The sequence below is a fragment of the Streptomyces sp. JJ66 genome (assembly GCF_019303495.1).
Taxonomy (GTDB): Bacteria; Actinomycetota; Actinomycetes; order Streptomycetales; family Streptomycetaceae; genus Streptomyces.
On sequence record NZ_JAEVFI010000008.1, the window covers coordinates 18,894 to 43,415 of the forward strand.

Annotated in this window: 24 protein-coding genes; 17 read left to right on the forward strand and 7 right to left on the reverse strand. The window is 73.3% G+C overall.

Annotated elements, in window-relative coordinates:
* Positions 1-75: 75 nt before the first annotated feature.
* Complete coding sequence (locus JJV70_RS07595) at positions 76-1,011, reverse strand: cation diffusion facilitator family transporter (protein ID WP_219047125.1); 936 nt, start codon at positions 1,009-1,011, stop codon at positions 76-78.
* A gap of 449 nt (positions 1,012-1,460) precedes the next feature.
* Here JJV70_RS07595 and JJV70_RS07600 point away from each other — a divergent pair, with 449 nt between their 5' ends.
* From JJV70_RS07600 to JJV70_RS07650, 11 genes are all read left to right on the forward strand, one after another.
* Positions 1,461-3,278, forward strand: a complete 1,818-nt coding sequence (locus JJV70_RS07600; RefSeq protein WP_219047126.1) for a DUF5941 domain-containing protein — start codon at positions 1,461-1,463, stop codon at positions 3,276-3,278.
* On the forward strand, positions 3,275-4,009 hold the full coding sequence (locus JJV70_RS07605) for a sugar phosphate nucleotidyltransferase (RefSeq protein WP_219046991.1): 735 nt from the start codon (positions 3,275-3,277) through the stop codon (positions 4,007-4,009). The genes JJV70_RS07600 and JJV70_RS07605 overlap by 4 nt, the downstream gene beginning before the upstream one ends.
* Positions 3,997-5,058, forward strand: a complete 1,062-nt coding sequence (locus JJV70_RS07610) for an iron-containing alcohol dehydrogenase family protein (RefSeq protein ID WP_219046992.1) — start codon at positions 3,997-3,999, stop codon at positions 5,056-5,058. The genes JJV70_RS07605 and JJV70_RS07610 overlap by 13 nt, the downstream gene beginning before the upstream one ends.
* The gene (locus JJV70_RS07615; protein WP_219046993.1) at positions 5,036-5,815 is read left to right on the forward strand and encodes a CDP-alcohol phosphatidyltransferase family protein; all 780 of its coding nucleotides are present in this window, start codon (positions 5,036-5,038) and stop codon (positions 5,813-5,815) included. Before JJV70_RS07610 ends, JJV70_RS07615 begins: the two co-directional genes overlap by 23 nt.
* 53 nt (positions 5,816-5,868) lie before the next feature.
* Complete coding sequence (locus tag JJV70_RS07620) at positions 5,869-6,723, forward strand: glycosyltransferase family 2 protein (protein ID WP_219047127.1); 855 nt, start codon at positions 5,869-5,871, stop codon at positions 6,721-6,723.
* A gap of 96 nt (positions 6,724-6,819) precedes the next feature.
* Complete coding sequence (locus tag JJV70_RS07625; RefSeq protein ID WP_219047128.1) at positions 6,820-7,731, forward strand: ABC transporter permease; 912 nt, start codon at positions 6,820-6,822, stop codon at positions 7,729-7,731.
* Positions 7,718-8,536, forward strand: a complete 819-nt coding sequence (locus tag JJV70_RS07630) for an ABC transporter ATP-binding protein (RefSeq protein WP_219046994.1) — start codon at positions 7,718-7,720, stop codon at positions 8,534-8,536. Before JJV70_RS07625 ends, JJV70_RS07630 begins: the two co-directional genes overlap by 14 nt.
* A gap of 210 nt (positions 8,537-8,746) precedes the next feature.
* A complete protein-coding gene (hpnC, locus tag JJV70_RS07635) occupies positions 8,747-9,676 on the forward strand; it encodes a squalene synthase HpnC (RefSeq protein WP_219047129.1) in 930 nt (309 codons plus the stop codon).
* Positions 9,677-9,687: 11 nt separating this feature from the next.
* A complete protein-coding gene (gene hpnD / locus JJV70_RS07640) occupies positions 9,688-10,695 on the forward strand; it encodes a presqualene diphosphate synthase HpnD (RefSeq protein ID WP_219046995.1) in 1,008 nt (335 codons plus the stop codon).
* Positions 10,692-12,152, forward strand: coding sequence for a hydroxysqualene dehydroxylase HpnE (hpnE, locus tag JJV70_RS07645; RefSeq protein ID WP_219046996.1), 1,461 nt, complete (start codon positions 10,692-10,694; stop codon positions 12,150-12,152). Before hpnD ends, hpnE begins: the two co-directional genes overlap by 4 nt.
* Positions 12,149-13,222 carry a polyprenyl synthetase family protein gene (locus JJV70_RS07650; protein ID WP_219046997.1) on the forward strand — a complete coding sequence of 358 codons (1,074 nt, stop codon included), beginning with the start codon at positions 12,149-12,151 and terminating at the stop codon, positions 13,220-13,222. Before hpnE ends, JJV70_RS07650 begins: the two co-directional genes overlap by 4 nt.
* Positions 13,223-13,299: 77 nt before the next feature.
* On the opposite strand, the gene JJV70_RS07655 is transcribed toward JJV70_RS07650, so the two are convergent.
* Positions 13,300-14,106 (reverse strand): tyrosine-protein phosphatase, encoded by an 807-nt coding sequence (locus JJV70_RS07655; RefSeq protein WP_219046998.1) that lies wholly within the window; start codon positions 14,104-14,106, stop codon positions 13,300-13,302.
* Positions 14,107-14,221: 115 nt separating this feature from the next.
* On the opposite strand from JJV70_RS07655, the gene JJV70_RS07660 reads away from it, so the two are divergent.
* The gene (locus JJV70_RS07660; RefSeq protein ID WP_219046999.1) at positions 14,222-14,905 is read left to right on the forward strand and encodes an alpha-ketoglutarate-dependent dioxygenase AlkB; all 684 of its coding nucleotides are present in this window, start codon (positions 14,222-14,224) and stop codon (positions 14,903-14,905) included.
* Between the two features lie 16 nt (positions 14,906-14,921).
* Here JJV70_RS07660 and JJV70_RS07665 read toward each other — a convergent pair whose 3' ends face one another.
* Positions 14,922-17,108: a putative bifunctional diguanylate cyclase/phosphodiesterase gene (locus tag JJV70_RS07665; RefSeq protein WP_374227255.1), complete on the reverse strand. Its 2,187-nt coding sequence runs from the start codon at positions 17,106-17,108 to the stop codon at positions 14,922-14,924.
* Positions 17,105-17,917, reverse strand: coding sequence for an SAM-dependent methyltransferase (locus JJV70_RS07670; RefSeq protein WP_219047000.1), 813 nt, complete (start codon positions 17,915-17,917; stop codon positions 17,105-17,107). Before JJV70_RS07670 ends, JJV70_RS07665 begins: the two co-directional genes overlap by 4 nt.
* A gap of 251 nt (positions 17,918-18,168) precedes the next feature.
* On the opposite strand from JJV70_RS07670, the gene JJV70_RS07675 reads away from it, so the two are divergent.
* Both JJV70_RS07675 and JJV70_RS07680 read left to right on the forward strand, forming a co-directional pair.
* On the forward strand, positions 18,169-18,570 hold the full coding sequence (locus tag JJV70_RS07675; RefSeq protein ID WP_219047001.1) for a ChaB family protein: 402 nt from the start codon (positions 18,169-18,171) through the stop codon (positions 18,568-18,570).
* A 350-nt stretch (positions 18,571-18,920) separates the two neighbouring features.
* On the forward strand, positions 18,921-19,166 hold the full coding sequence (locus JJV70_RS07680; RefSeq protein ID WP_219047002.1) for a DUF6480 family protein: 246 nt from the start codon (positions 18,921-18,923) through the stop codon (positions 19,164-19,166).
* Positions 19,167-19,220: 54 nt separating this feature from the next.
* Here the strand turns inward: JJV70_RS07680 and JJV70_RS07685 are convergent, their stop codons facing one another.
* Positions 19,221-20,306: an NAD-dependent epimerase/dehydratase family protein gene (locus JJV70_RS07685; protein ID WP_219047003.1), complete on the reverse strand. Its 1,086-nt coding sequence runs from the start codon at positions 20,304-20,306 to the stop codon at positions 19,221-19,223.
* Positions 20,307-20,446: 140 nt separating this feature from the next.
* On the opposite strand from JJV70_RS07685, the gene JJV70_RS07690 reads away from it, so the two are divergent.
* The 3 genes from JJV70_RS07690 to JJV70_RS07700 all read left to right on the forward strand — a co-directional run bounded on the left by JJV70_RS07690 (position 20,447) and on the right by JJV70_RS07700 (position 22,128).
* Positions 20,447-20,788, forward strand: a complete 342-nt coding sequence (locus JJV70_RS07690; RefSeq protein WP_257573576.1) for a hypothetical protein — start codon at positions 20,447-20,449, stop codon at positions 20,786-20,788.
* A 221-nt stretch (positions 20,789-21,009) separates the two neighbouring features.
* Positions 21,010-21,456 (forward strand): SRPBCC family protein, encoded by a 447-nt coding sequence (locus tag JJV70_RS07695; RefSeq protein ID WP_219047004.1) that lies wholly within the window; start codon positions 21,010-21,012, stop codon positions 21,454-21,456.
* A gap of 225 nt (positions 21,457-21,681) precedes the next feature.
* A complete protein-coding gene (locus tag JJV70_RS07700) occupies positions 21,682-22,128 on the forward strand; it encodes a hypothetical protein (RefSeq protein WP_219047005.1) in 447 nt (148 codons plus the stop codon).
* 25 nt (positions 22,129-22,153) lie between these two features.
* Here the strand turns inward: JJV70_RS07700 and JJV70_RS07705 are convergent, their stop codons facing one another.
* Positions 22,154-23,491: a transglycosylase family protein gene (locus JJV70_RS07705; protein ID WP_219047006.1), complete on the reverse strand. Its 1,338-nt coding sequence runs from the start codon at positions 23,489-23,491 to the stop codon at positions 22,154-22,156.
* Positions 23,492-23,606: 115 nt separating this feature from the next.
* Positions 23,607-24,413, reverse strand: a complete 807-nt coding sequence (locus JJV70_RS07710) for a DUF6227 family protein (protein ID WP_219047007.1) — start codon at positions 24,411-24,413, stop codon at positions 23,607-23,609.
* Positions 24,414-24,522 lie beyond the last annotated feature (109 nt).

Here is a 24,522-nt window from a genome sequence, read left to right on the forward strand (position 1 = left end):
TCATACCGATCCTCGTCTTCCGGGGGCTCTCCCCAGTGTGCGTGATCGGGCGCCCGCCAGCTGTCACCCGCGGGGTCAGTGGCACACCTGGGCCTCGTGCGCCCAGTGGCCGCGCGGTTCGAGCTGGAACGTGCAGTGCGCGACGTCGAAGTGGGCGCCCAGACACGCCTGGAGGTCGTGCAGCACCCGGTCGTGCTCACCGGCTTCCAGCAGCTTGTCCTCGACCACGACGTGCACCGACAGCACGGGCATGCCCGAGGTGATGGTCCACACGTGCAGGTCGTGCAGGGACTCCACCCCGGTGACGTCGAGGATGTGCCGCCGCACTTCCGCCACGTCCACGTCCTTGGGCGCCGCCTCCAGCAGCACGTCCAGCGCCTCCCGGGCCAGCTTCACTGTGCGCGGTACGATCATCAGCGCGATGATCAGGGAGGCGACCACGTCGGCCCGCGTCCAGCCGGTGACGATGATCACTAGCGCGGAGGCGACGACGGCGAGCGAGCCGAGCGTGTCGGCCAGCACCTCCAAGAAGGCGCCGCGCACGTTCAGGCTCTCCTTCTGCCCCCGCATGAGCAGCAGCAGCGACAGGCAGTTCAGCGCCAGGCCGATCACACCGACGATGACGGTTGGGACACCCGGTACCTCGGCGGGTTCCTGGAACCGTTTCACCGCCTCCACCACGATGTAACCGCCCACCCCGAGCAGCAGCACGCAGTTCAGCAGCGCGGCCAGAATCTCTGCCCGGGCGAAGCCGAAGGTGCGCCGTTCGGACGCCGGCCGGGCGGCGAAGCCGATGGCGGCGAGCGCGACGGCGATGCCCGTGGCGTCGGTCGCCACGTGCCCGGCGTCGGCGAGCAGGGCCAGCGAACCGGTCAGCCAGGCTCCGACGAGCTGCACCACCAGCAGGGTGACGGCGATCACCAGCGCGATCAGCAGCCGCCCCCGGTACGCCGCCGAAGCGGTGCCGGACGTTCCCGGTGATGGCCCTGTGTGGTGGTGCCCCGCGCCCATGCGCACGCCTCCCGTTCCTCGGTTACGGACCCCAGTGAACTACGGGTCGGGGGTATGGGCAACGCGGCATTGAACACCGTTGTCATGTGCCCTGACCTGCGACTTTGTCGCGCAGCTCAGAGCGTTGCGACCCGCTTGCACCCGGCTGCGCGGGTGCCCGGCCGCGCGCGTGCGGCCGGAGCGTCCGACCGGCCCTGGCGCCCCGAGCACCCGCGCTCGCCGCGCACGTCACACCGGTCGCCAGAACCAAAGGCCGCGTAACGCGGGCAACCCCGAGCCGCTGAACGGGTGATGAACAGCCGCTTGTGAAATCGGATAGCCTCTGCCGGGCAAACACCGCCACCCCCTCGGCTGAACAGGCGGTCGGTGCGCCGCCCGGCGCTGCCCCGCTCTCAGCCGGAGACCGGCCGCACCTCACGCACCGGCCCGCTGTCAAGGAGTGAGTCCGCCTGCCGACCGCCATCCTCACCGGCCCCCCGGCCGCCGGATCGACGCTCGAGGGCGACCTGCGGTCGCTCGGCTTCACCGTGCGGACCGCCGCCGCACCGTCCGGCGTCGCCGCGCTCCTGGCCGCCGTGCCGGCGGCGGAGCGGGCCGCGGTCGTTGACCACCGCTTCACCGGGCACCCGCACAGCCTGCGCCTGGCGCTGACCGATCCGCGTTTCCCGGCCGCCGCGATCCCCGGTGCCGTCACCGCCCAGCCGCAGGCCCGCGGCGCTCTCGCCCGTGCTGTGGCCGCTGACCCCGACCCCCAGGCCGTCCCCGCCGCCCTGGAGACCGCTGGCGTCCCGGTGCACCGGCCCGACCTCGGCGTGCTCGTCGCCGCCGTCCCCGCCGACGCCGAGGCGCTGGCCGCCGCCCGCGCCGCCACCGCCGCCGTGGACGACGAGCGGGTGCGGCTGCGCTCGGCCGTGAAGTCCCGCGATGGGTTCTTCACCACGTTCTTCATCAGCCCGTACTCGCGCTACGTCGCCCGCTGGTGCGCCCGGCGCGGTCTGACCCCCAACCACGTCACCACGGCATCGCTGCTGGTCGCCCTGCTCGCCGCGGCCTGCGCCGCCAGCGGCACCCGGGCAGGCTTCGCCGCGGGCGGCGTGCTGCTCATCGCCTCCTTCCTGCTGGACTGTGCCGACGGCCAGCTCGCCCGCTACGCGCTGCGCTACTCCACGCTCGGTGCCTGGCTGGACGCCACCTTCGACCGGGCCAAGGAGTACGCCTTCCTGGCCGGGCTCGCGCTCGGCGCGGCCCGTGGTGGCGATGACGTGTGGGCGCTGGCACTGGGCGCCATGGTGATCCAGACCGTCCGGCACGTGGTCGATTTCTCCTTCACCGAGGGCAACCACTACGAAACGTCCGCCGGCCCACAAGGTGCCGATACCGGCGGTGCGGGGCACGCCAGCCCCACCGCCGCCCTGTCCGGGCGCCTGGACCGCGTCGGCTGGACGGTGTGGGCGCGCCGCATGATCGTGCTGCCCATCGGTGAACGCTGGGCGCTGATCGCCGTGCTCACCGCGCTCACCACGCCGCGCACCACGCTGGTCGTCCTCATCGCCGGGAGTGTGCTCGCCGCCTGCTACACCACCGCGGGCCGCGTGCTGCGCTCGGTCACCCGGCAAGCTCCCCGCACCGTGGGGGCCGCCCGCGCCCTGGCCGACCTGTGCGACGCCGGTCCGCTCGCCGAGCTGGCCGCCCGCACCGCGCCGCCCGCCCGGCGTCTCGCCCCGGTGTTCGCCGCGCTCGGCGCCGTCGCCGTCGCCGGCGCCGCGCTGTGGGCACCGGCGGGCTCCTGGATTCCCGTGGCCGCCGCCGCGCTGTACGTGCTGCTGTCCGGCTGGGCCGTCGCACGCCCGCTGGCCGGGCCGCTGGACTGGCTGGTCCCGCCACTCTTCCGGGCCGCCGAGTACGGCACGGTGCTGGCGCTGGCCGCTTCGTCCCAGGCGAACGCGGCGCCCGGGGTAAACACCGCGTTGCCAGTGGCTTTCTGCCTGGTGGCGGCGGTCGCCTACCATCACTACGACACGGTGTACCGCATCCGCGGTGGCGCCGGGGCCCCGCCCCGGCTGCTGGTGCGGGCCGTCGGGGGGCAGGAGGGCCGCACCCTGCTGGTCACCGTCGCCGCCGCCCTGTGGTCCGGCGGCACCGGCTTCCCCCTCGCGCTCTCGGTGCTCGCCGGGACCGTGGCTCTCGTGGTGCTCGCCGAGAGCATCCGCTTCTGGGTGTCCGCCGCGGCGCCCGCAGTACACGACGAAACAGGAGTACCCGCATGATCGGCCTCGTGCTGGCCGCTGGCGCCGGACGGCGTCTGCGTCCCTACACCGACACCCTCCCCAAGGCGCTCGTACCCGTGGACGGCGAGACCACCGTGCTCGACCTCACCCTGGGCAACTTCGCCGAGGTCGGTCTCACCGAGGTCGCCATCGTCGTGGGCTACCGCAAGGAGGCCGTGTACGCGCGCAAGGAGGAGCTGGAGAGCCGTTACGGTCTCAAGCTCACCCTGATCGACAACGACAAGGCCGAGGAGTGGAACAACGCCTACTCCCTGTGGTGCGCGCGGGATGTCATCAAGCAGGGTGTGATCCTGGCCAACGGTGACACCGTCCACCCGGTCTCCGTCGAGAAGACGCTGCTCGCGGCGCGCGGCAAGGGCCAGATCGTGCTCGCGCTGGACACCGTCAAGCAGCTCGCCGACGAGGAGATGAAGGTCGTCACCGACGACAGCGGCGGCGTCCGCAAGATCACCAAGCTGATGGACCCGGCCGAGGCGACCGGCGAGTACATCGGCGTCACCCTCATCGAGGGCGAGGCCGCCGAGGCGCTGGCCGACGCGCTGCGGACCACCTTCGAGCGCGACCCGGACCTGTACTACGAGGACGGCTACCAGGAGCTGGTCAGCCGTGGCGTCACGATTGACGTCGAGCCCATCGGGGACGTGCGGTGGGTCGAGATCGACAACCACGACGACCTCGCCAAGGGCCGGGAGATCGCGTGCCAGTACTGACCCGGCTCATCCCCTCGCCGGTCGTCGTCGATATCCGCCGGGGCGCGCTGGAGGACCTGGCCTCAGTGCTGGCCGACGAGCGGATCTCCGCCTCCGGCACGCTGGCCGTCGCCATCAGCGGCGGCTCCGGCGCGGCGCTGCGTGAACGCCTCGCGCCCGCGCTGCCCGGCGCGAGCTGGTACGAGGTCGGCGGCGGCACGCTGGACGACGCGGTCAAGCTCGCCGACGCCATGAAGTCAGGCCGCTACGACGCGGTCGTGGGCCTGGGCGGCGGCAAGATCATCGACTGTGCCAAGTTCGCCGCCGCCCGGATCGGCCTGCCCCTGGTGGCCGTCGCCACCAACCTCTCGCACGACGGCCTGTGCTCCCCGGTGGCCACGCTCGACAACGACGCGGGGCGCGGCTCCTACGGCGTGCCGAACCCGATCGCCGTCGTCATCGACCTCGACGTCGTGCGCCAGGCACCCAGCCGCTTCGTGCGCTCCGGCATCGGAGACGTGATCTCCAACATCTCCGCCGTCGCCGACTGGGAACTCTCCCACCGGGCCACCGGCGAGAAGATCGACGGGCTCGCCGCCGCCATGGCCCGGCAGGCCGGTGAGGCCGTCCTGCGCCACCCCGGCGACATCGGCGACGACGGCTTCCTCACCGTGCTCGCCGAGGGCCTGGTACTCACCGGTATCTCCATGTCGGTGGCCGGCGACAGCCGTCCCGCCTCCGGCGCCTGCCACGAGATCAACCACGCCTTCGACCTGCTGTACCCCAAGCGGGCCGCCAGCCACGGCGAGCAGTGCGGCCTCGGTGCCGCCTTCGCCATGCACCTGCGCGGCGCGCACCAGGAGTGCGGCCTGATGGTGGAGGTGCTGCGCCGCCACGGCCAGCCGGTGCTGCCGCAGGACATCGGCTTCGGCGTCGAGGAGTTCGTCACGGCCGTGGAGTACGCCCCCCAGACCCGGCCCGGGCGGTACACCATCCTCGAACACCTCGACCTGTCCACCGACCAGATCAGGGACGCGTACGCCGACTATGCCAAAGCCATCGGTAGCTGAACTCAGGCCGGTCGTCCACCCCGAGGGCGTCAAGGACCGGCGCAGCGGCGAGCACTGGGCCGGGCGGCTCTACATGCGCGAGATCTCCCTGCGCGTGGACCGCCACCTGGTAGGCACCCGCGTCACACCCAACCAGCTCACCTACGTGATGACACTCGCGGGCGTCCTCGCCGCCCCCGCGCTGCTGGTGCCGGGGATCTGGGGCGCCGTCCTCGGCGTGGTGATGGTCCAGCTCTATTTGCTGCTCGACTGTGTGGACGGCGAGATCGCGCGCTGGAAGCGGCAGTTCTCGCTCGGCGGGGTGTACCTGGACCGAGTCGGCGCCTACCTGTGCGACGCCGCCGTGCTGGTCGGCTTCGGCCTGCGGGCCGCCGACCCCTGGGGCACGGGGGGCGTGGAGTGGCTGTGGGCCTTCCTGGGCACCCTCGCCGCGCTCGGCGCCGTCCTGATCAAGGCGGAGACCGATCTCGTCGCTGTCGCCCGCCACCAGGGCGGGCTGCCGCCGGTCCAGGAAGCGGCGTCCGAACCGCGCTCGTCCGGGCTGGCACTGGCCCGCCGCGCCGCCGCCGCGCTGAAGTTCCACCGGCTGGTCCTCGGCATCGAGGCGTCGCTGCTGATCCTGCTCCTGGCCATCGTGGACGCCGCCCGGGGCGACCTGTTCTACACCCGGCTCGGCGTGGCCGTGCTCGCCGCCATCGCGCTGCTGCAAACCCTGCTGCACCTGGTGTCCGTCCTGGCCTCCAGCAGGCTCCGGTGAGCGGCGGCCCGGCGGGCACGGCCCCGCTCCGGCTCGGCGCGGTGATCCTCACCATGGGTGACCGGCCCGCGGAGCTGCGCGCGCTGCTGGAGTCCGTCACCCGGCAGGACGGTGACCCGGTACAGGTCGCCGTCGTCGGCAACGGCGCCCCGCTGCCTGAGCTGCCCGACCTCCCCGGCGGCCTGCGCACGCGGGAACTGCCCGAGAACCTGGGCATCCCCGGCGGGCGCAACGCGGGCGTCGAGCTGTTCGGGACCGGGGGGCGCGAGGTGGACGTCATCCTCTTCCTGGACGACGACGGGCTGCTCCCGCGCGCCGACACCGCCGAGCTGCTGCGCCAGGCGTTCGCCGACGACAGCCAGCTGGGCATCGTCAGCTTCCGCATCGCCGACCCCGCCTCCGGCGAGACCCAGCGCCGCCACGTGCCCCGGCTGCGCGCCGCCGCCCCGATGCGCTCCTCGCGCGTCACCACCTTCCTCGGCGGTGCCAGCGCGGTGCGCACGGCCGTCCTCCAGCAGGTCGGCGGGCTGCCCGACGACTTCTTCTACGCCCACGAGGAGACCGACCTCGCCTGGCGGGCGCTGGACGCCGGGTGGGAGATCGACTACCGGGCCGACCTCGTCCTGCACCACCCGAAGACGCTGCCCAGCCGCCACGCGGTCTACCACCGCATGGTGGCGCGCAACCGCGTGTGGCTGGCCCGCCGCCGCCTGCCGCTGCCGCTCGTCCCCGTCTACCTCGGCGTGTGGGTGCTGCTCACCCTGCTGCGCCGCCCCTCCCGCGCCGCGCTGCGCGCCTGGCTGGGCGGTTTCCGCGAGGGCTGGGCGACCCCGTGCGGTCCCCGGCGCCCCATGCGCTGGCGTACGGTGTGGCGCATGACCCGGCTGGGACGACCTCCCGTCATCTGAAATGCTCGGGTCTGAGAACATCAGCACCCGGCCCCCTCCACACCAGAGGACGTAAGTTTCACCGTGAGCGAGTCTGCGCACGAACGTGCGGTCGCCATGCACGCGCCCCCTCATCCCGACGACGCCCTGACGCCTGCCCAGCTGGCGGATAAGTACGGGCTGAGCGTCAGCGGCGCGCGCCCTTCGCTGCCCGAGTACGTCCGGCAGCTGTGGCACCGGCGGCACTTCATCGGAGCCTTCTCCCGGGCCAAGCTGCAGGCCCAGTACAGCCAGGCCAAGCTCGGCCAGCTCTGGCAGGTCGCCACCCCGCTGCTGAACGCGGCGGTCTACTTCCTGATCTTCGGGCTGATTCTGAACGGCAGGGAGGGAGTGCCCGGCGGTGACGGTAACTACGTGCCGTTTCTGGTGATCGGGGTGTTCGTCTTCACCTTCAGCCAGCAGTCGGTGCTCTCGGGCGTGCGGGCCATCTCCTCCAACCAGGGTCTGGTGCGGGCGCTGCACTTCCCCCGCGCCTCACTGCCCCTGGCCTTCGTGCTCCAGCAGCTCCAGCAGCTGCTGTACTCGATGGTGGTGATGCTGGTCGTGCTGCTGGCCTTCGGACAGCGCCCGGGTCTGTCCTGGCTGCTGGTGATCCCGGTGCTGGGACTTCAGTTCGTCTTCAACGGCGGCCTGGCCATGATCTTCGCGCGCCTCGGCAGCAGCACCCCGGACCTGGCCCAGCTCATGCCCTTCGTGCTGCGCACCTGGATGTACGCCTCCGGGGTGATGTTCCCGCTGCACCACATGCTGGTGACCAACGCGAAACTGCCGGTGTGGGCGGCCGACCTGATCGCGGCCAACCCGGCCGCGGTGTTCATGGACCTGATGCGTTTCGCGCTCATCGACGACTACACCTACGCCGACCTCACGCCTTTCCCGTGGCTTCTGGCCCTGGGCTGGGCGCTGCTCGCCGGGGTGTTCGGCTTCGTCTACTTCTGGAAGGCCGAGGAGCGGTATGGCCGTGGCTGACCCGACGACCCCCACGAACCTGGCGAAAGCCCCGCAGGCACCGGACCGGCGTCCGACGGTCATCGCGGACGACGTGCACATCGTCTACCGGGTCTATGGCGGCGCGCGCGGCAAGGGCAGCGCGACGGCGGCACTGAACCGGATCATGCGGCGCAAGCCCGGCGGCGGCCGGGTGCGCGAGGTGCACGCCGTCAAGGGCGTGAGCTTCACCGCCTACCGGGGTGAGGCCATCGGGCTGATCGGCTCCAACGGGTCGGGCAAGTCCACGCTGCTGCGCGCCATCGCCGGGCTGCTGCCGCCCGAGCGCGGCAAGGTCTACACCGACGGGCAGCCCTCGCTGCTCGGCGTCAACGCGGCGCTGCTCAACGACCTCACCGGCGAGCGCAACGTCGTGCTGGGCGGCCTGGCGATGGGCATGTCCCGCGAGGAGATCCGCGCGCGCTACCAGGACATCGTGGATTTCTCCGGCATCAACGAGAAGGGTGACTTCATCACCCTGCCGATGCGCACGTACTCCTCCGGCATGTCCGCGCGGCTGCGGTTCTCCATCGCCGCCGCCAAGGATCACGACGTGCTGATGATCGACGAGGCGCTGGCCACGGGCGACAAGAAGTTCCAGAAGCGCTCGGAGAACCGCATCCGGGAACTGCGCAGGGAGGCCGGGACGGTCTTCCTGGTCAGCCACAACAACAAGTCGATCCGGGACACCTGCGACCGGGTGCTGTGGCTGGAGAAGGGCGAACTCCGCATGGACGGCCCGACCGAGGTCGTCATGAAGGCCTACGAGGAGTTCACCAGCAAGTAATCCGTCCCGGGGTACCTCCCGGCGGTAGTTGAGGGGTTCGAGGAGAGCGCCGGGCGTCGCTCTCGCGGCCCGGGCGGAGCCCCAGTTCCGGGAGGGGCGCCCACCCCTCGCCCGCCCAGCGACAACCCCCCCCCGCGTGTCTGAAATGCAGATTATCTGGCAATCAAGGTAGAAACGAGGCGTGACGGCAGTGGAGAGGGGCCACGCGTGGTGACCGCCTGGACGCCCACGGCACAGGCCCCCGTGCGCGGCGTGCTCGACCAGGCGGCGGCGGAGAACTTCCCCGTGGCCCCCGCCTTCCTGCCCGCCGCCGGGCGCGCCGCCCTGCTGGCCGTCTACGGCTACGCCCGGCTGGTGGACGACATCGGCGACGGCGATCTGGCCCCCGGCGGCGCCGACGCCCGCCTGTTCGGCGTCCCGCCCGAGCACGCCGAGGACCGGCCCGCCCTGCTGGACGCCGCCGAGGCGGACGTCCACCGTCTGCTGGACGCCGCGCGGTGGCCCGGAGCGCCAGGCCCGCGTCACCCGCTGGTGCGCGCCCTGCTCCCCGCCGTCCGGGCCCACGCGCTGACCGCCGAGCCGTTCCTCGCACTGATCGAGGCGGGCCGACTCGACCAGCACCGCCACACCTACACCACCTGGGAAGAACTGCTCGGCTACTGCGCGCTGTCCGCCCACCCGGTGGGCCGCCTGGTGCTCGCCGTCACCGGCACCGCCTCACCCGAGCGGGTGCGCCGCTCCGACGCGGTGTGCACCGCGCTCCAGGTCGTCGAACACCTTCAGGACGTGGCTGAGGACCGCGCCCGTGGCCGCGTCTACCTCCCGGCCGAGGACCTGGCCCGCTTCGGCGTGCGCGAGGCGGACCTGGACGCACCGGTCACCTGCGCGGCGCTGCGCAGCGTCGTCGCCTGCCTGGCGGAACGTTCCTTCGCACTGCTGGACGAAGGCACCGGCCTGGTGGCGAGTGTGCCGGGGCGGCTGCGGCTGCTGCTGGCCGGATACGCCGGCGGAGGCCGCGCGGCCCTGCGCGCGCTGGCCGCCGCCCGCTACGACGTCCTGGCCGGGCCCCCCACCGCGGCCCGTCCCGCCGTGCTGCGCGAGACGGCGGCAGTCCTGATGGCCGCCCGACGAGTCCGATGAGGAGGCCCTCGATGACCCCGGCCACCAGCGCCCCCACGACCCCCGACCCCACGGGGGAATCCTCAGCCCCTGGCGGCGCCGGCCCCGGCCCCCAGGAGCCGCCCGCGCCCGTGCTGGCCGCCTACGGCTACTGCGAGACCGTCACCGCTCAGCAGGCCCGCAACTTCGCCTACGGCATCCGCCTGCTGCCCCCGCCCAAGCGCCGCGCCCTGTCCGCCCTGTACGCCCTCTCCCGCCGCGTGGACGACATCGGCGACGGCTTCCTGGACGCCGACACCAAAACCGCCCGGCTCGCCGACGCCCGCACCCTGCTCGCGCGCGTCCGCGACGGCGCCGTGGCCGCCGACGACACCGATCCGGTGGCCCTCGCCCTCACCGACGCCGCCCACCGCTACCCGGTGCCGCTGGACGCCTTCGACGAGCTGATCGACGGCGTCCTGATGGACGTGACCGCCCGCACCTACCGCACCTGGGACGACCTGCGCGACTACTGCCGCTGCGTCGCCGGAGCCGTCGGGCGGCTCACCCTCGGCGTCTTCGGCACCGCGCCCGGCGCCCCGGACGCCGCCCGCGCCCCCGAGTACGCCAACACCCTGGGCCTGGCCATGCAGCTCACCAACATCCTGCGCGACCTGCGCGAGGACGCCCGCAGCGGCCGCAGCTACCTGCCCTACGAGGAACTGGCGGCATTCGGCTGCGTGGGCGCCTTCGACGCGGCCACCGCCCCACCCGGCGCCGACCTCACCGGCCTCGTACACCACCAGGCCCGCCGCGCCCGGCGGCTGTTCGCCGAGGGCTACCGGCTGCTGCCGCAGCTCGACCGGCGCTCCGCCGCCTGCGTGGCGGCCATGGCCGGGATCTACCGCCGCCTGCTGGACCGCATCGAGGCCGACCCGGCCGCCGTGCTGCGCGGCCGGGTCAGCGTCCCGCCCCGGCAGAAGGCCCTCACGGCGGTTCGCGGCCTGACCGGGCTCGACGCCGCGCTGGTGCGCCGTGCCATCCGCCGGAGCGCCCGGTGAGCGACACGCTCGCCCCGGAAGGCGGCCAGGCGCCCGCCCGAGGCAGCGCCGTCGTCGTCGGCGGCGGACTGGCCGGAATCACCGCCGCCCTGCGGCTGGCCGACGCCGGGGTAACCACGACGCTGCTGGAAGCCCGGCCCCGGCTCGGCGGGCTGGCGTTCTCCTTCCGCCGCGAGACCCCGGCCGGAGTGCTCACCGTGGACAACGGCCAGCACGTGCACCTGCGCTGCTGCACCGCCTATCGCTGGTTCCTGGACCGCGTCGGGGCCCGGGCGCTGGCCCCGCTGCAACGCCGCCTGGACATCCCCGTGCTGGACGCTCGCACCCGCCGCGTCGGCCGCATCCGGCGCACCGCCGCCCCGGTGCCGCTGCACCTCGCGACCGCCCTCGCCCGCTACCCGCACCTGACCCCGGCCGACCGCCTGCGCGCTGCCCGCGCCGCGCTCGCCCTGCGCCGTCTGGACCCGGCCGACCCGGCGCTGGACGGTCAGGACTTCGGCACCTGGCTGCGCCGCCAGGGCCAGTCACCGCGCGGCATCGAGGCGCTGTGGGACCTGGTGGGCGTGGCCACGCTCAACGCCCGCGCCCGCGACGTCTCGCTCGCCCTGGCCGCCATGGTCTTCCGCACCGGCCTGCTCAGCGACGCCGGTGCCGCGGACCTCGGCTGGGCGCGCGTCCCGCTCGGCACACCGCACGACACCCTCGCCCGCCGCGCGCTCACTTCGGCGGGCGTCACCGTGCGCACCGGGGTGCGGGTGCGCGGGCTCGGGCAGCACCCCGGCGGACGCTGGCACCTGGACACCGGCCGCGCCCCCGGAGTCTCCCCGGAGTCCGCCGACGCCGTGGTGCTGGCGGTGCCGCAGGACCGGGCCGCCGCCCTGCTGCCCACCGGCGCCCTGCCCGATGCGGGCCGCCTCGCCCGCATCGGCACCGCGCCGATCGTGGGCGTGCACGTCCTGTACGACCGCCCGGTGCTGCGCCGCCCCTTCTTCGCCGCCCTCGGCAGCCCGGTGCAGTGGGTGTTCGACCGCACTCCCGCCTGCGGGCTCGCCCCGGACAGCGGCCAGTACCTCGCCCTGTCCCAGTCCGCCGCGCACGCCGACATCGACGCCCCCGTCCGCGTCCTGCGCGAGCGCTACCTCCCCGCGCTGGCCCGGCTGCTGCCCGCCGCCCGTACCGCCCGCGTCCGCGCGTTCTTCGTCACCCGCGAGCGGCACGCCACGTTCGCGCCCGGGCCGGGGGTCGAGCGCCTGCGGCCCGCCGCGCACACCAACGCACCGGGCATGTACCTTGCGGGCGCGTGGTGTGCCACCGGGTGGCCCGCGACGATGGAAGGCGCGGTCCGCAGTGGCCACGCCGCCGCGCGCGCGGCGCTGGCCCGCCTCGGGCACCCGCCCGGCGACACCCCCTGGGAGTCGCCGTCAGGACGACCGCTGAACGCGAAGGAGACCCTGTGAACCCGGTGCAACCGGCCCCCGCCGGCATCGACTCGGCCGCGGTGACCGCTCTGCTCACCCGCGGGCGCACGCTGCCGCAGCCCCTGCTCCGGGCCGCCGTGGCGCGCCTCGCGCCGCCCATGGACACGGTCGCCGCCTACCACTTCGGCTGGATCGACGCCGAGGGCCGCCCCGCCGACGGCGACGGCGGCAAGGCCGTGCGTCCCGCCCTCGCCCTGCTGTCCGCCGAAGCCGCCGGCGCCGGGCCCAAGACCGGTATCCCCGGCGCCGTCGCCGTCGAACTGGTACACAACTTCTCCCTCCTGCACGACGACCTCATGGACGGCGACGAGCAGCGCCGCCACCGTGACACCGTGTGGAAGGTCCACGGGCCCGCACAGGCTGTCCTCGCCGGCGACGCGCTGTTCGCGCTGGCCGGGGAGATCCTGCTGGAACTCGGCACCGCCGACGCCGCCCGCGCCACCCGCCGCCTGACCCGTGCCACCCGCGCACTGATCGACGGCCAGGCGCAGGACATCTCCTACGAGCACCGGGAACGGGTCACCGTCGAGGAGTGCCTGGAGATGGAGGGCAACAAGACCGGCGCGCTGCTGGCCTGCTCCGCCTCCATCGGCGCGGTGCTCGCGGGCGCCGACGACCCAACCGCCGACGCGCTGGGCGCCTACGGCCACCACCTGGGCCTGGCCTTCCAGGCCGTGGACGACCTGCTGGGCATCTGGGGCGACCCGCAGGCAACCGGCAAGCAGACCTGGAGCGACCTGCGCAAGCGCAAGAAGTCCCTGCCGGTCGTCGCCGCGCTCGGCGGCGGCGGCGCGGCGGCGCGGCAGCTCGGCGAGCTGCTGACGGCCGACGCGAAGAAGCCGCAGGCCGAGGTTGACGACTTCGACGAGGCGCAGTTCGCGACGCGGGCGGCGCTGATCGAGGAGGCGGGCGGGCGCGACTGGACGGCGGCCGAGTCCCGCCGACAGCACGGGGCCGCGGTGCGCGCGGTCTCCACCGTCGCGATGCCGTCCGCGGTCCGCGCGCAGTTCCTCGCCCTGGCCGACTTCGTCGTGGACCGCCAGCGGTAGCCCCCGCCCCTCCCCGGCCTCCGGCCCCTTTGGCAGTCCTGCCGCCCAGGGTGCTGGGGAGGCCAGGGGCTCAGGGGCTAGGCCAGGAAGCGGTCGCGGAGGGCCCCGCGCAGGGGGTCGGTCAGGCCCAGGCCCCGGGACAGGTAGGTGTCCACGTCGCCCCAGACGTCGGCGATCGTCGCGTACGCCGTGGCCAGGTACACCGGCCGCGCGTCGAAGAACGGCGCCAGCAGTTCCCGCACCTCGGGGTCGATCCCCTTGCGGTCCTCCGCCTCCAGCGCACCGTCCCCGCGGTGCACCTCGTAGCGGCGGTGCGGGGCGTTGGAGAGCAGATAGTCCGCTTCAATGGCCTCCTGCTCCACGCCCAGCGCCAGCAGGGTGATCGCGACGGACAGGCCCGCGCGGTCCTTGCCCGCCGCGCAGTGCATCAGCACGGGCACGCTGCCCTCGGCCAGCTCGCGCAGGACCCGGCCGTGCTCAGCGGTGCGGGTGCGCACGATGTCGGCGTAGCTCTCCTGCATGCGCGCCACCGCGCGCCCGTCGGCCAGCTCCTCGCGCAGCACCGCCACCTCGCCGTCGCGCACAAGCTTCCAGAACTCCACCCCGTGGGCCGGGTCGGTCAGCGGCATGTTGACGTTCCGCACGCCGGGCAGGGCGACGTCCGTGCCGTCCAGGGCGATGTCGGCGTCGTTGCGGAAGTCGTAGACCGTGTGCAGGCCGAGTCGGGTGAGGAAGGCCGCGTCCTGGTCGGTGGCGCGGGCCAGGTGGCCGCTGCGGAACAGCATGCCCTGGCGCACCCGGCGCCCGTCCGTGGTCGGCAGGCCGCCGAGATCACGGAAGTTGCGTACCCCGGCGAGCACGGGCTCCACGGCTTCGGACGTCACGGGCGGCTCCTCACACGAAGGCGGGCACAGATGATCACACTGAACGGCGTACCTTCCCGACGATACGACAGCGGTTACCCGGCAGTCAGCCAGCCGGGGTGCCTACGCTGGCCGGGTGAGCGCCGAACTCTTCCCGCGCCCCGCCGCCGGGGTGGCGCCCGGGGCCGTCCACCTGCCCGGATGGCTCGGGGCGGACGCCCAGCGCGAGCTGCTGGCCGCCTGCCGGGAGTGGGCACAACCGCCGGCCGGGCTGCGCACGGTGCGCATGCCGCGTGGCGGGCGGATGTCGGTGCGCCAGCTCAGCCTCGGCTGGCACTGGTACCCCTATGGCTACGCCCGCACCGTCGTGGACGGCGACGGAGCTCCGGTCAAGCCGTTCCCCACCTGGCTGGGTCAGTGGGCCAGGGACGCGGTGCGCGCGGCTCGCGGGGTGGACGACGCCCTGGGGGCCGCCGGGGACATCGCCGGCACCGCCGGCAGCACGGATATCGCGTACGACATCGCGCTGGTCAACTTCTACGACGAGCACGCGAGGATGGGCCCGCACCGCGACAGCGACGAGCGCTCTGGGGCGCCCGTGGTCTCCTTCAGCCTCGGCGACAGCTGTGTCTTCCGGTTCGGTACCGCCGAAAGCCGCGGGCGGCCCTGGACGGACGTGGAACTCGCCGGGGGTGACGCCTTCGTCTTCGGCGGACCGGCGCGCTACGCCTACCACGGAGTGCCGCGCACCCGGCCCGGCACCGCACCGCCCTGGCTGGGGCTGCGGGGGCGGGTGAACGTGACGGTCCGCGAGCGGTGACGGCACTCGCGGACGGCTAGCGCACGGCGGCCAGCGGCAACTCCACCGCCATGTGCTCCGGGGGGCCGGGGCGGGCGTAGAACCAGCCCTGCGCCGAGTCGCAGCCCAGCGCCCGCAGGTGCTCGGCCTGCGCCGCCGTCTCCACACCCTCGACCGTCACCGACAGGTCCAGCACGTGGGCCAGCGAGACGATACCCTCGACGATCTTGAGATCGACCGGGTCCGCCGGATGCTGCTGGAGGCCACGGGTGAAGGAACGGTCCAGCTTCAGCGTGCTGGCCGGGAGCCGGCGCAGGCTGGCCAGGTTGGAGTAGCCGGTGCCGAAGTCGTCCAGCGCGATGCCCACGCCCAGCTCCGCGAGCTGCCGCAGCGGCTTCAGCTCGGCGTCGTCGGCCCGGATCATCGCGGACTCGGTCACCTCCAGGCACAGCGAGTGCGGCGGCAGCCCGGCGTTCCGCAGCACCGCCACGGTGTCCGCCACCAGGTCCGGGTGGCTCAGCTGACGCGGCGAGAGGTTGACGTTGACGCGCAGCGGGCGGGCGCCGCCGATACCGCGCACCTGCCACTCGCACGCCTGCCGCACCGCCTCCTGCAGCACCCAGCGGCCCAGCGGCACGATCAGCCCGGTGTGCTCGGCCAGCGGAATGAACCGGTCCGGCCCCAGCACGCCGTGCCGCGGATGATCCCAGCGCACCAGCGCCTCCGCGCCCTCCACGCTGCCGTCGCTCATCCGCACCAGCGGCTGGTACTCGATGAAGAACTCATGCCCCTCCAGCGCGGCGGGCAGCCGGTTGGTGAGGCTGTGACGGCTGATGACCCGCGCGTCGGCGTCCGGGTCGGCCAGCTCGTAGCGGTTGCCGCCCTGCGCCTTCGCCCGGTACATGGTGATGTCCGCGCTGCGCAGCACCTCCGCCGCCGTCCGCTCGCCCGCCGGACCGTCCACGATGCCGATGCTCGCGCGCACCGGCAGCTCGCGGCCGTCCACCAGTACCGGCGTGGACAGCGCCTCCAGGGCCCGCTCGGCCAGGTCGGTGACGTCTCGCGAGCAGGAAGGGTCGGTGACCAGGGCCACGAACTCGTCACCCCCGATACGGGCGATGAGCTGGCCGGAACCGTTGACACACCCCTGCAGCCGCTCGGCGACGGCCACCAGCAGCTGGTCGCCCACCGCGTGGCCCAGACTGTCGTTGACCGTCTTGAAGCCGTCCAGATCCAGGTAGCACAGCCCGAAACGGGTCTCGGCGCCCCGGGCGAGTGCCTGCTCCAGCCGTTCGAAGAACAGGGTGCGGTTGGGCAGGTCGGTCAGCGCGTCGTGGGTCGCCTCGTACCGCAGCCGCAGGTGCAGCAGGCGGCGCTCGGTGATGTCCTCCATCAGCGCCAGCATGTAGCGCGGGGTGCCGTCCGGATCGCGGAGCAGCGACACCGTCAGGTGCGTCCACAGCACCGTGCCGTCGGGGCGGTGATAGGGCTTCTCGGTGCGGAAGTGCTCCCGCTCGCCGCGCACCAGCTCGTCGTACATGCGCCACACCGACGGGCCGTCGTCCGGGTGCACCCAGCTGGTGACCTTGCGGGCCCGGAGCTGCTGCTCGCAGTCCCCGAACATCGTGTACAAGGCCGAGTTCGTCTCCAGCACCGTGCCGTCGAGTGCCGCGATGCCGATGCCGATCGTCGCGCCCTCGAACACCGCGCGGAACCGCGTCTCGCTCTCGTGCAGCGCCCGCTCGATCTCCGCCTGCGCGGCCAGTGCCGCCCGCGACAGTGACTCCTGCTCCGCCCGCGTGCGCTCCTGCAGGGCCCGCGCGAAGCCCGCCGCGATCGCGTGCTGCAACCGGGCACAGCGGGCGCGGCCCTCCTCCGGCGGCAGCTCGGAGGGGTCCGCGCAGTACAGCAGCAGGTACGCGTCGACGACGCCGAGGATCTGCGGCAGCGCCTCGGGCGCCGTGCAGTGCGCGGCGACCAGCGCCGTGCCCACCGCGCGGGCCGGCCCGGGGTCGAAGGGCCGGGCGTGCAGCGTGGAGCCGAGAAGTTCGGCGAGCGGTACCAGATGCTCCTCGAACTCCGCCCGCGTCATGCACGTCGCCGTGGTCGGGTAGACCGCCCGGCTCCAGATCGTCGCGAAGCGCCGCAGCCCGTCGGGGTGCGGGCCGGAACCGGCCGGGCGGGGCGAACCCGGCCCGGCCGTATCCTTCGGACCTGTGTTCACGCTTTGCGTCCCACTCCGCCGAACCCGGTGAACACCACCGGGTCCTCCTGGTCGACTGGGCCGTCCGGACGCCAGTTCGGCATCGAGACCAGGCCGGGCTCCACCAGCTCGAACCCGTCGAAGAACGCCAGCACCTCGGCGCGCGAGCGCATCAGCAGGCGCGAGCCCACACTGCGGTACACGTCGGAGACCTCCCGCCCCTGCTCGGTGCTGTGCGGCCCGCCCTCGGTGGAGGCGTGCGTGAGGATCAGCAGCGAACCCGGCGCGAGCCGGTCCCGCAGCGCGGCCAGCGCCTTGCCGGGCTCCTCCTCGTCCTTGATGAAGTGCAGCAGCGCCACCAGTAGCAGGGCGACGGGACGCTCCAGGTCCAGCAGGCGCTCCACCGGCTCGCTGGCCAGCAGCGCCTGTGGGTCCCGGAAGTCGGCCGCGACCACGCCGGTGTTCGCGTTGCCTTCCAGTACCGCGCGGCTGTGCGCCACCGCCACCGGGTCGTTGTCCGCGTACACCACGCGGGCGTCGGGCGCCGCCGCCTGCGCCACCTCGTGCGCGTTGCCGAACGTGGGTATGCCGGAGCCGATGTCGAGGAACTGGGTGATGCCCTCGTCCACGGCGTAGCGCACGGCGCGGCGCATGAAGGCGCGGTTGGCCTGCATCACCTTGGGCAGCCCGGGGAACACCTCGATCGCCCGGCGCGCGGCCTCCCGGTCAACCTCGAAGTTGTGGGAGCCGCCCAGGTAGTAGTCGTAGATCCGGGACACGCTCGGCTGAGACAGGTCGATGCCCTGCGGGGCCCAGGAGGGACGTTCCATCAAAGACTCCTCATCACGGTGCACGATCGTCGGCGTATTGACGTTCGAGGGATGAGGCTACTGACCTGAGGTGCGTGGGAGTAAGGAAACGGAGACTCAATCTCCCGATACTGTCCTAATGTTGAGGGTTATGCCCGGTTCGTGGGGGCGGAATCCTCAGCCGGTGCGCCGACCTCCGGCCTCCTGAGCGCCTGTTTCCCGCCCCGGTGCGCGGGTACCCGCCGTTCGAACACCACGGGAGGTGAGCATCCGTGCCCGGACGCCAGGAACTGCCCTCGACCCTGCGCCGTTCCCCGCAGGGCGCGCAGCGCACGTGGGTCAAGGCACACGACTCGGCCGTCGAGACTTACGGCGAGGGCGAACGCGCGCACCGCGTCGCGTTCAGCGCCCTCAAGCACAGCTACGAGAAGGTAGGCGACCACTGGGAGCGCAAGGAGGGCGGCCGCAGGGGCCCCTCCGACCCCAGGGCCGCGCGGCCCCGCCAGCAGGGCGGGCGCAGCGGTCAGGGCGTTGACGAGAGCGCGAGCAAGCGGCATCTGTACGAGATCGCCCAGCGGCTCGACATCCCCGGCCGCTCAGCCATGACGAAGGGTGAGCTGCTGAGCGCGATCCGCAAGGCGAACCGCTCAGTCACGCGCAAGGCGCGGGAATAGCTCAGCCCGACCGTCCCACGCTCCGCCGCGCCTCTCCTCTCTGTGCCAGCCAGCGAGGTCTGGCCGTGCGGCGAGGCCGGAGGCGACACGCAGCCCACGGCCACCCGGCTGGGTACGCTGTGCCCAGCGGCCGGACTGCCGTGCGTCGGCAGCGCGGACCGTCTGGGGCGGGGCCTCGGCCGGGTAGCCGCGCGAGGCACGGGACAGGCCAGCCGGACCGCCGAACCCCCTGGCCCGCCGCAGCTCGCGCACTGGCGCCACGAAGTGGCTTCTTGCGCCGTCCGAGCCCCGCCACGGGAGCGAGGGGATGTTCATGTGTAGGTTCCCGGCCGGGGGATCACTCGCCGGGTATGAACGACAAGAACGTCTTGCCGCCGGACCCTGCCGACCGGGAGCCGAAGCGCTCTGTGGGCCGCCCGTCCGGGAGCGGGGTGCCGCCGGGCGAAACGCCGCCCGCTGAGGGCTCCACCCTGGATGCCGGGCCCGAGGAGACCTACAACCCGACCACGGGCTGGGCCCGTGGTCCGCTGATCGTGATCGCGCTCATCGTCGTCGTCTTCGTGGGCTACTTCGTCGCCCGCCTCTTTGCGACCTGAGCCGTTCGAGCCGTCCCCGGTGCCTCCAGCGTTCCCAGGCCCCGGGTGGTGCTCCTACTCGCGGCCCTTGACCGAAGTGGCGAACTCGCGCAGGCGGCCGCCCGCGCGGTGCGGACGCAACGGCGGCGTGGGCAGACCCGCGCCCGCGCGCAGCGCGCGGAGGAACTCGGCGAGGATCTGGGGGCCGGAGCGGCGCGGGGCCCAGTCCAGCTCCTCGCGGGCCCGCGAGGTGTCCATCAACGGCAGCCGCAGGAACGCGTCGAAGAGGTACGGCGACGCGGGTACCGCCCGCAGGCGCCAGGCCGCCCAGAGCGCGCCGCGCAGCGGGGCCGGGGGAAGCCGCACCGGGCGGGCGCCCAGCACATCCCCCAGCACCCGGGCGTCGATCGGCGGTTCGGCGGCCAGGTTGAACGCGCCGGAGACGTCCCGCAGCACCGCGCGGGTGAACGCGGTCGCCGCGTCGTCGGTGTGCAGCACCTGGAACCGCATCCCGGGCACGTCCGGCAGCACCGGCACCACACCGGGCCGCACCAGACGGTGGGGCAGGAACGGACCCATGAACAGGCGCCGCTGCTCCATCGCGGAGCTCTCCTTGAACATGAACGCGGGCCGCATGCGTGTCACCCGGATGCCGGGGTGCTCGCGTTCGAAGGCGTCGAGCAGGCGCTCCACGTACGCCTTCTCGCGGGTGTACGCGGCCTGGGGCCAGCCGTGCGTGGGCCAGGACTCGTCCGCCCGCTCGGCCTTGCCGGGGTCCGGCCAGGGCGAGTACGCGCCCACCGACGAGGAGTACACCAGCGCCGGGACGCCCGCCGTGGCCATCGCGCGCAGCACCCGCTCGGTGCCGACGACGTTGGTGCGCCAGGTGGTGGCGGGGGAGTGGGTGGGCTGGATCAGCCAGGCGAGGTGGATGACGGCGTCCGCGCCCTGGAGCAGCCCGGTCAGCCCGGCCTCGGCGTCCTCCGTACCGAGGTCCACGCTCGCCCACCGCACCTTGCTCGGCGTCCACTGCGGAACGCGCCGCGCCAGGCCCAGCACCGAGGCCACACCCGGTTCGGCCGCGAGGGCGCCGAGCACGCTCGTGCCGACGTTGCCGCTTGCGCCGGTCACCACCACCCGCAGTCCGTCGCTGTCGCTCACCGGGACCCCCTTTCGTTCACCGTCACCGGCCGCACGTCCGGAAGACGCGGCGAGTACCCCGCACCGGGTGGCCGGAAACGGCGCGGCCCGGCCGGATGAACTCTGTTTTCCGGTACGGGCGCGCGGGTACACGGCGCGCCATGCAGCAGCCTGACCCCTCCCGCGACCCGGACGCCGAGCGTGCGGGGCTGCTCGGCCGCGTCTCACCCCGCACCGGGAGGGAACCGGCGCGCGCCCACAGCGCCCTGCGGCTGCGCTGGCTGCTGAGCCTGCTGTTCACACCGCTGTTCATCGCCGGGGCGGTGCTGTTCTGGGCCTGGTCGGCGGCGTCCGGACCGATGGACGTGCCCACCGACACCTCCCTGCGGGTGCTTGCCGGGATCTTCACCTTCCTGGCCGTGTTCGCGTTCGCGGACCTGCTGGTGGTACAAGGCCGCCTGCACCGCGCCAGGCAGCGCGCCCGCCGCCGCGCCGGGCACTGACGCGCCGCACCCTGAACCCCGGGCCTGTCCGTCCGGTCCGCCCACCACGCCCCGCCCCGCCGGGAGTCTTCACCCCGGGTGCACAACCGCCGTGCCCGCCGACCGCGCTGCCCGCCCCGCCGCGCTGGCTGCCCGTCGTCCCTGAGCGATGAGGCGTGAAGCCACCCAGCCCGGGTACGCGGCAGGCCGTGCCACGCAACACCAGCGACTCAGGAGGTGCCATGTCGCACATCGAGGAATCCATCGAGCTCGACGTTCCCGTGTCCACGGCCTACAACCAGTGGACACAGTTCACGGACTTCCCCCACTTCATGGAAGGAGTCGAGCGCGTCGACCAGGTGACCGACACCTCCACCCACTGGGTGACGAAGATCGCCGGGGTGGAGCGGGAGTTCGACGCGGACATCACTGAGCAGATCCCCGACGAGCGGATCGCGTGGACCAGCCGCAACGGTCCCAAGCAGGCCGGAGTCGTGACCTTCCACCACCTGACGCCGGGCCGTTCCAAGGTGATGCTGCAACTGGAGTACGCACCGGAGTACTTCACCGAGGCGGTCGGCGACGCGCTCGGCTTGGTCAAGCGCAAGGCAGCCGGTGACCTGGAGCGGTTCAAGAAGTTCATCGAGAGCCGGGGCACGGAGACCGGCGCCTGGCGCGGCGAGGTCTGATCCACACCGGGCCGCCCCCGGCGAACCCGGCCACGCGCAGCAGCCCCCGGCACCAGGACGTGCCGGGGGCTGCGCGCTGCCGGACCGCCGCGGCCACGGGGAGCCGGGGGCCACGCCTGCCCCGCGGTCGGCGCGCGTCCGGAGGGCACGGTGTTATTCCGCCCTGGTCAGGGGTACGCGAGCGGCGGCGAACCGTGATCGTGCAGGAGACAGAAGGAGGCCGTCATGACGGAACCGAACCCGGAGAGCAACGACCCCGGCAGGAACCCCGAGGACGAGGGCATCCCCGACCTGCAGGACGGGTGGCCCAAGGCGCAGCAGGCCGAGGACCCGCAGCAGATGCCGGTTCCCGGCGACCGCCCGGTGGCGGCCGAAAGCCACGGCACCACGCCCAGTGAGCAGCGCGAGGGCGAGTCGCTGGACGCCCGGCTCGCGCAGGAGGAACCGGACGTGGACGAGGAGACCGGCGCGGCCGGTACGCCGGACCCGGAGGCGGGCCAGATCAGCGACGAGCGGCTGCCCGGCACCCCGTCCGGTGACCACCTCGTCGGCCACGAGTCCCCAGCGGCCGGGCTGCCCGCCGAGGAGCGCGCCCTGCACATCGAGAGCATGGACGAGGCCGACGCACCACCCTCGGACCCGGAGGAGAATCCGGCGGACGAGCAGCGGTGAGCGCCCGCCGGGGGCACCGGCGTCCTCAGATGGTCACGCCGTTTGCCCGCAGGTAGGCGAGCGGGTTGATGTCCGAGCCGTAGCCGGGCCCCGTGCGGATCTCGAAGTGCAGGTGCGGACCGGTGGAATTCCCGGTGTTGCCGGAGCGCCCGAGCGTTTTCCCGGCGCCCACCTGCTGCCCGGCCCGCACGGAGATCGCCGAGAGGTGGGCGTACTGGCTGTAGCGCCCGTCGTGGTGCCGGAGCACCACCTGGTAACCGTAGGAACCCGCCCAGCCCGCCGAGACGACGGTGGCACCGGTAACGGCCCTGACGGAGGTGCCCGTCGGCAGGGGGAAGTCCACGCCGGTGTGGTAGCCGGAGGACCACGAGCTGCCGCTCACCCGGTAGGCGGTGCCGGCGGAGGCGCCGGGCACGGGCGCGGAGAACGCCGGGGTGGAGGGGCGCTGGGCGGCCCGGTTCCCCGCCGAGGCGGACCGCTCGGGCTTCGGTTCGGGCTTCGCCTCCTGCTTCGGTTCGGGCTTCGGTTCGGGTTTCGGCTCGGGGTTCGCCTTGGATTCTGGGGCCGGTGGCGTCGCCTCGGACTGCTTGGGCTGCTCGCCGCTGTGGGCCTTCTCCGCCTTCTCCGCCTTCTCCGCCGTCTCCCGCGGTGCCTTCGGACGCGTGCGCTCCGGTGCCTTCTGCGGCGTCCGGGCGGGTGGACCGGCAGCGGTCAGGCGCAGCTGCTGACCGGGGAAGATCAGGTGCGGGTCATCGCCGATCGTGGCGCGGTTGCGCTCGTACAGCGCGGGCCAGCCGCCGGTGACGTCGTGTTCCTGTGCGATCGTGGACAGGCTCTCGCCGGGGACGACGTCATGGGTGGCGTTGCCGCGCTGGTGCTCCTGCCCGTGGGGGCCGTTGTCCGCGGCGGGCCGCTGCCGTGGTACGGCGGCCGGGCGGGCGACGGTGCGGGTCGCGGAGTCGCGGGCGGCGCGCGGCTCGGCGGCGTCGCGGGTGAGACCGGCGCGGGGACCGCACTGGGGCCAGGCCCCGGGCCCCTGTCCGGCAAGAACCTTCTCGGCCACCGCTATCTGTTCGGCCGGTGACGCCTGGTCAGCCCGCACGGCGTAGGACCCGCCGCCGTACTCTTCCCAGGTGGACTGCTTGAACTGCAGCCCGCCGAAATATCCGTTGCCGGTGTTGACGTGCCACCGGCCGCTGCTCTCGCAGGCGGCGACCTTCTCCCAGGTGTCCACCGGGGCGGCCTGCGCGTGGCTGACGCCGATGAGCGGCAGCGCGATACCCGCGCCGGAGGCCGTCATCGTCAGCGAGGCGCGGGAGGCCCGGCTGGGTCGGTAACGGCGGTGACGTCCACGGGGGGCCATGGGTTCCTCCCACACCTGCGCTGCTCACGCACTCCAAAGGGGTCCCGTGTGCACGGGAGTTGACGGGCGCGTCAAACGTAGAGCCGAGCAGGTGGCCCCGGCAACCAGTTCCGCCTCATTCGCCAAAAGCCGCGCCCGCGCCGTGCGCTGTCACGTGCCGCTCTGCGGCGCGGGCCGCGCCCGTGGCGTCGGCGTAGACCTCGCAGACCAGGTGCCGGTCCTCGGTGAAGTCGTGTTCCAGCTCGAACAGGCTGACTTCGCGCCCGTCGTCGAGGAGAAACGCGTGCTCGTACACCGAGCAGAACGCGTTCGGCCCGGCGGGTCCGAACGGCTGCGCCACGCGGCTGATCGTGTGCCGGATCGCCGTGGTCAGCAGCCGGGTCGTCTCCTCGCCCGGCTGGTCGGTGTTCCCGGCGCGGCGCAACAGCCGCCGGGCGTGGTCGGCCGAGTCCCGCTCGGTGAAAGCGCGGTGCCCGGACTCGGGCACGGACAGGCCGAGTTCGGCCAGCAGCGCCGGGCTCGGCTCCTGTGCGCCCTCCCCGGCCACCGCCTCCAGCGAGTCCGGCCCCCGGCCCGTCATGCGCTGGTGGACGCGGCTCTCCGCCTCCTGGAGCGCGGCGAAGTCCGGGTAGACCTCGAAGGTGACCTGAACGTCCCCGTCGGTGTCGTGGCGCAGCTCCCACAGCACCAGCACGGTGTGGTCGGCGAAGGTGAAGGTGTACTGGTAGGTCGAGCAGCGCAGGGCGGGCGGCGGGTTGCGGTGCTGCCGCCACGAGCGCAGCTGGACATCGCAGCGGACGGCGGAGGCCAGCCGGGCGGCCAGCATGTCGCTGATCTCGAAGGAATTGCGGGCACGGGCGAGGAGTTGCGCCAGGTGGTCACCCGGCGCTGGCCCGCCCGCACGCCGCGCCGGCTCGTTCATCGTGGCCTCCCGGGGGCGCGGAGTGAGGAGATGTGTTCCCACTACAGTGAATACCCAAAGTAGCGATGCCCCGTCACCTGGAGCGCAAATTGGCTGACTTGTGCGGGTT

Excerpts from the sequence above, each read along its gene's own strand:
- JJV70_RS07595 (WP_219047125.1), bottom strand. The coding sequence starts at position 1,011 with ATGGGCGCGGGGCACCACCACACAGGGCCATCACCGGGAACGTCCGGC.
- JJV70_RS07625 (WP_219047128.1), top strand. The coding sequence starts at position 6,820 with ATGCACGCGCCCCCTCATCCCGACGACGCCCTGACGCCTGCCCAGCTG.
- hpnD (WP_219046995.1), top strand. The coding sequence starts at position 9,688 with ATGACCCCGGCCACCAGCGCCCCCACGACCCCCGACCCCACGGGGGAA.
- JJV70_RS07605 (WP_219046991.1), top strand. The coding sequence starts at position 3,275 with ATGATCGGCCTCGTGCTGGCCGCTGGCGCCGGACGGCGTCTGCGTCCC.
- JJV70_RS07670 (WP_219047000.1), bottom strand. The coding sequence starts at position 17,917 with ATGGAACGTCCCTCCTGGGCCCCGCAGGGCATCGACCTGTCTCAGCCG.
- JJV70_RS07700 (WP_219047005.1), top strand. The coding sequence starts at position 21,682 with ATGACGGAACCGAACCCGGAGAGCAACGACCCCGGCAGGAACCCCGAG.
- JJV70_RS07710 (WP_219047007.1), bottom strand. The coding sequence starts at position 24,413 with ATGAACGAGCCGGCGCGGCGTGCGGGCGGGCCAGCGCCGGGTGACCAC.
- JJV70_RS07690 (WP_257573576.1), top strand. The coding sequence starts at position 20,447 with ATGCAGCAGCCTGACCCCTCCCGCGACCCGGACGCCGAGCGTGCGGGG.
- JJV70_RS07695 (WP_219047004.1), top strand. The coding sequence starts at position 21,010 with ATGTCGCACATCGAGGAATCCATCGAGCTCGACGTTCCCGTGTCCACG.
- JJV70_RS07630 (WP_219046994.1), top strand. The coding sequence starts at position 7,718 with ATGGCCGTGGCTGACCCGACGACCCCCACGAACCTGGCGAAAGCCCCG.
- JJV70_RS07680 (WP_219047002.1), top strand. The coding sequence starts at position 18,921 with ATGAACGACAAGAACGTCTTGCCGCCGGACCCTGCCGACCGGGAGCCG.
- JJV70_RS07705 (WP_219047006.1), bottom strand. The coding sequence starts at position 23,491 with ATGGCCCCCCGTGGACGTCACCGCCGTTACCGACCCAGCCGGGCCTCC.
- JJV70_RS07615 (WP_219046993.1), top strand. The coding sequence starts at position 5,036 with ATGCCAAAGCCATCGGTAGCTGAACTCAGGCCGGTCGTCCACCCCGAG.
- JJV70_RS07620 (WP_219047127.1), top strand. The coding sequence starts at position 5,869 with ATGGGTGACCGGCCCGCGGAGCTGCGCGCGCTGCTGGAGTCCGTCACC.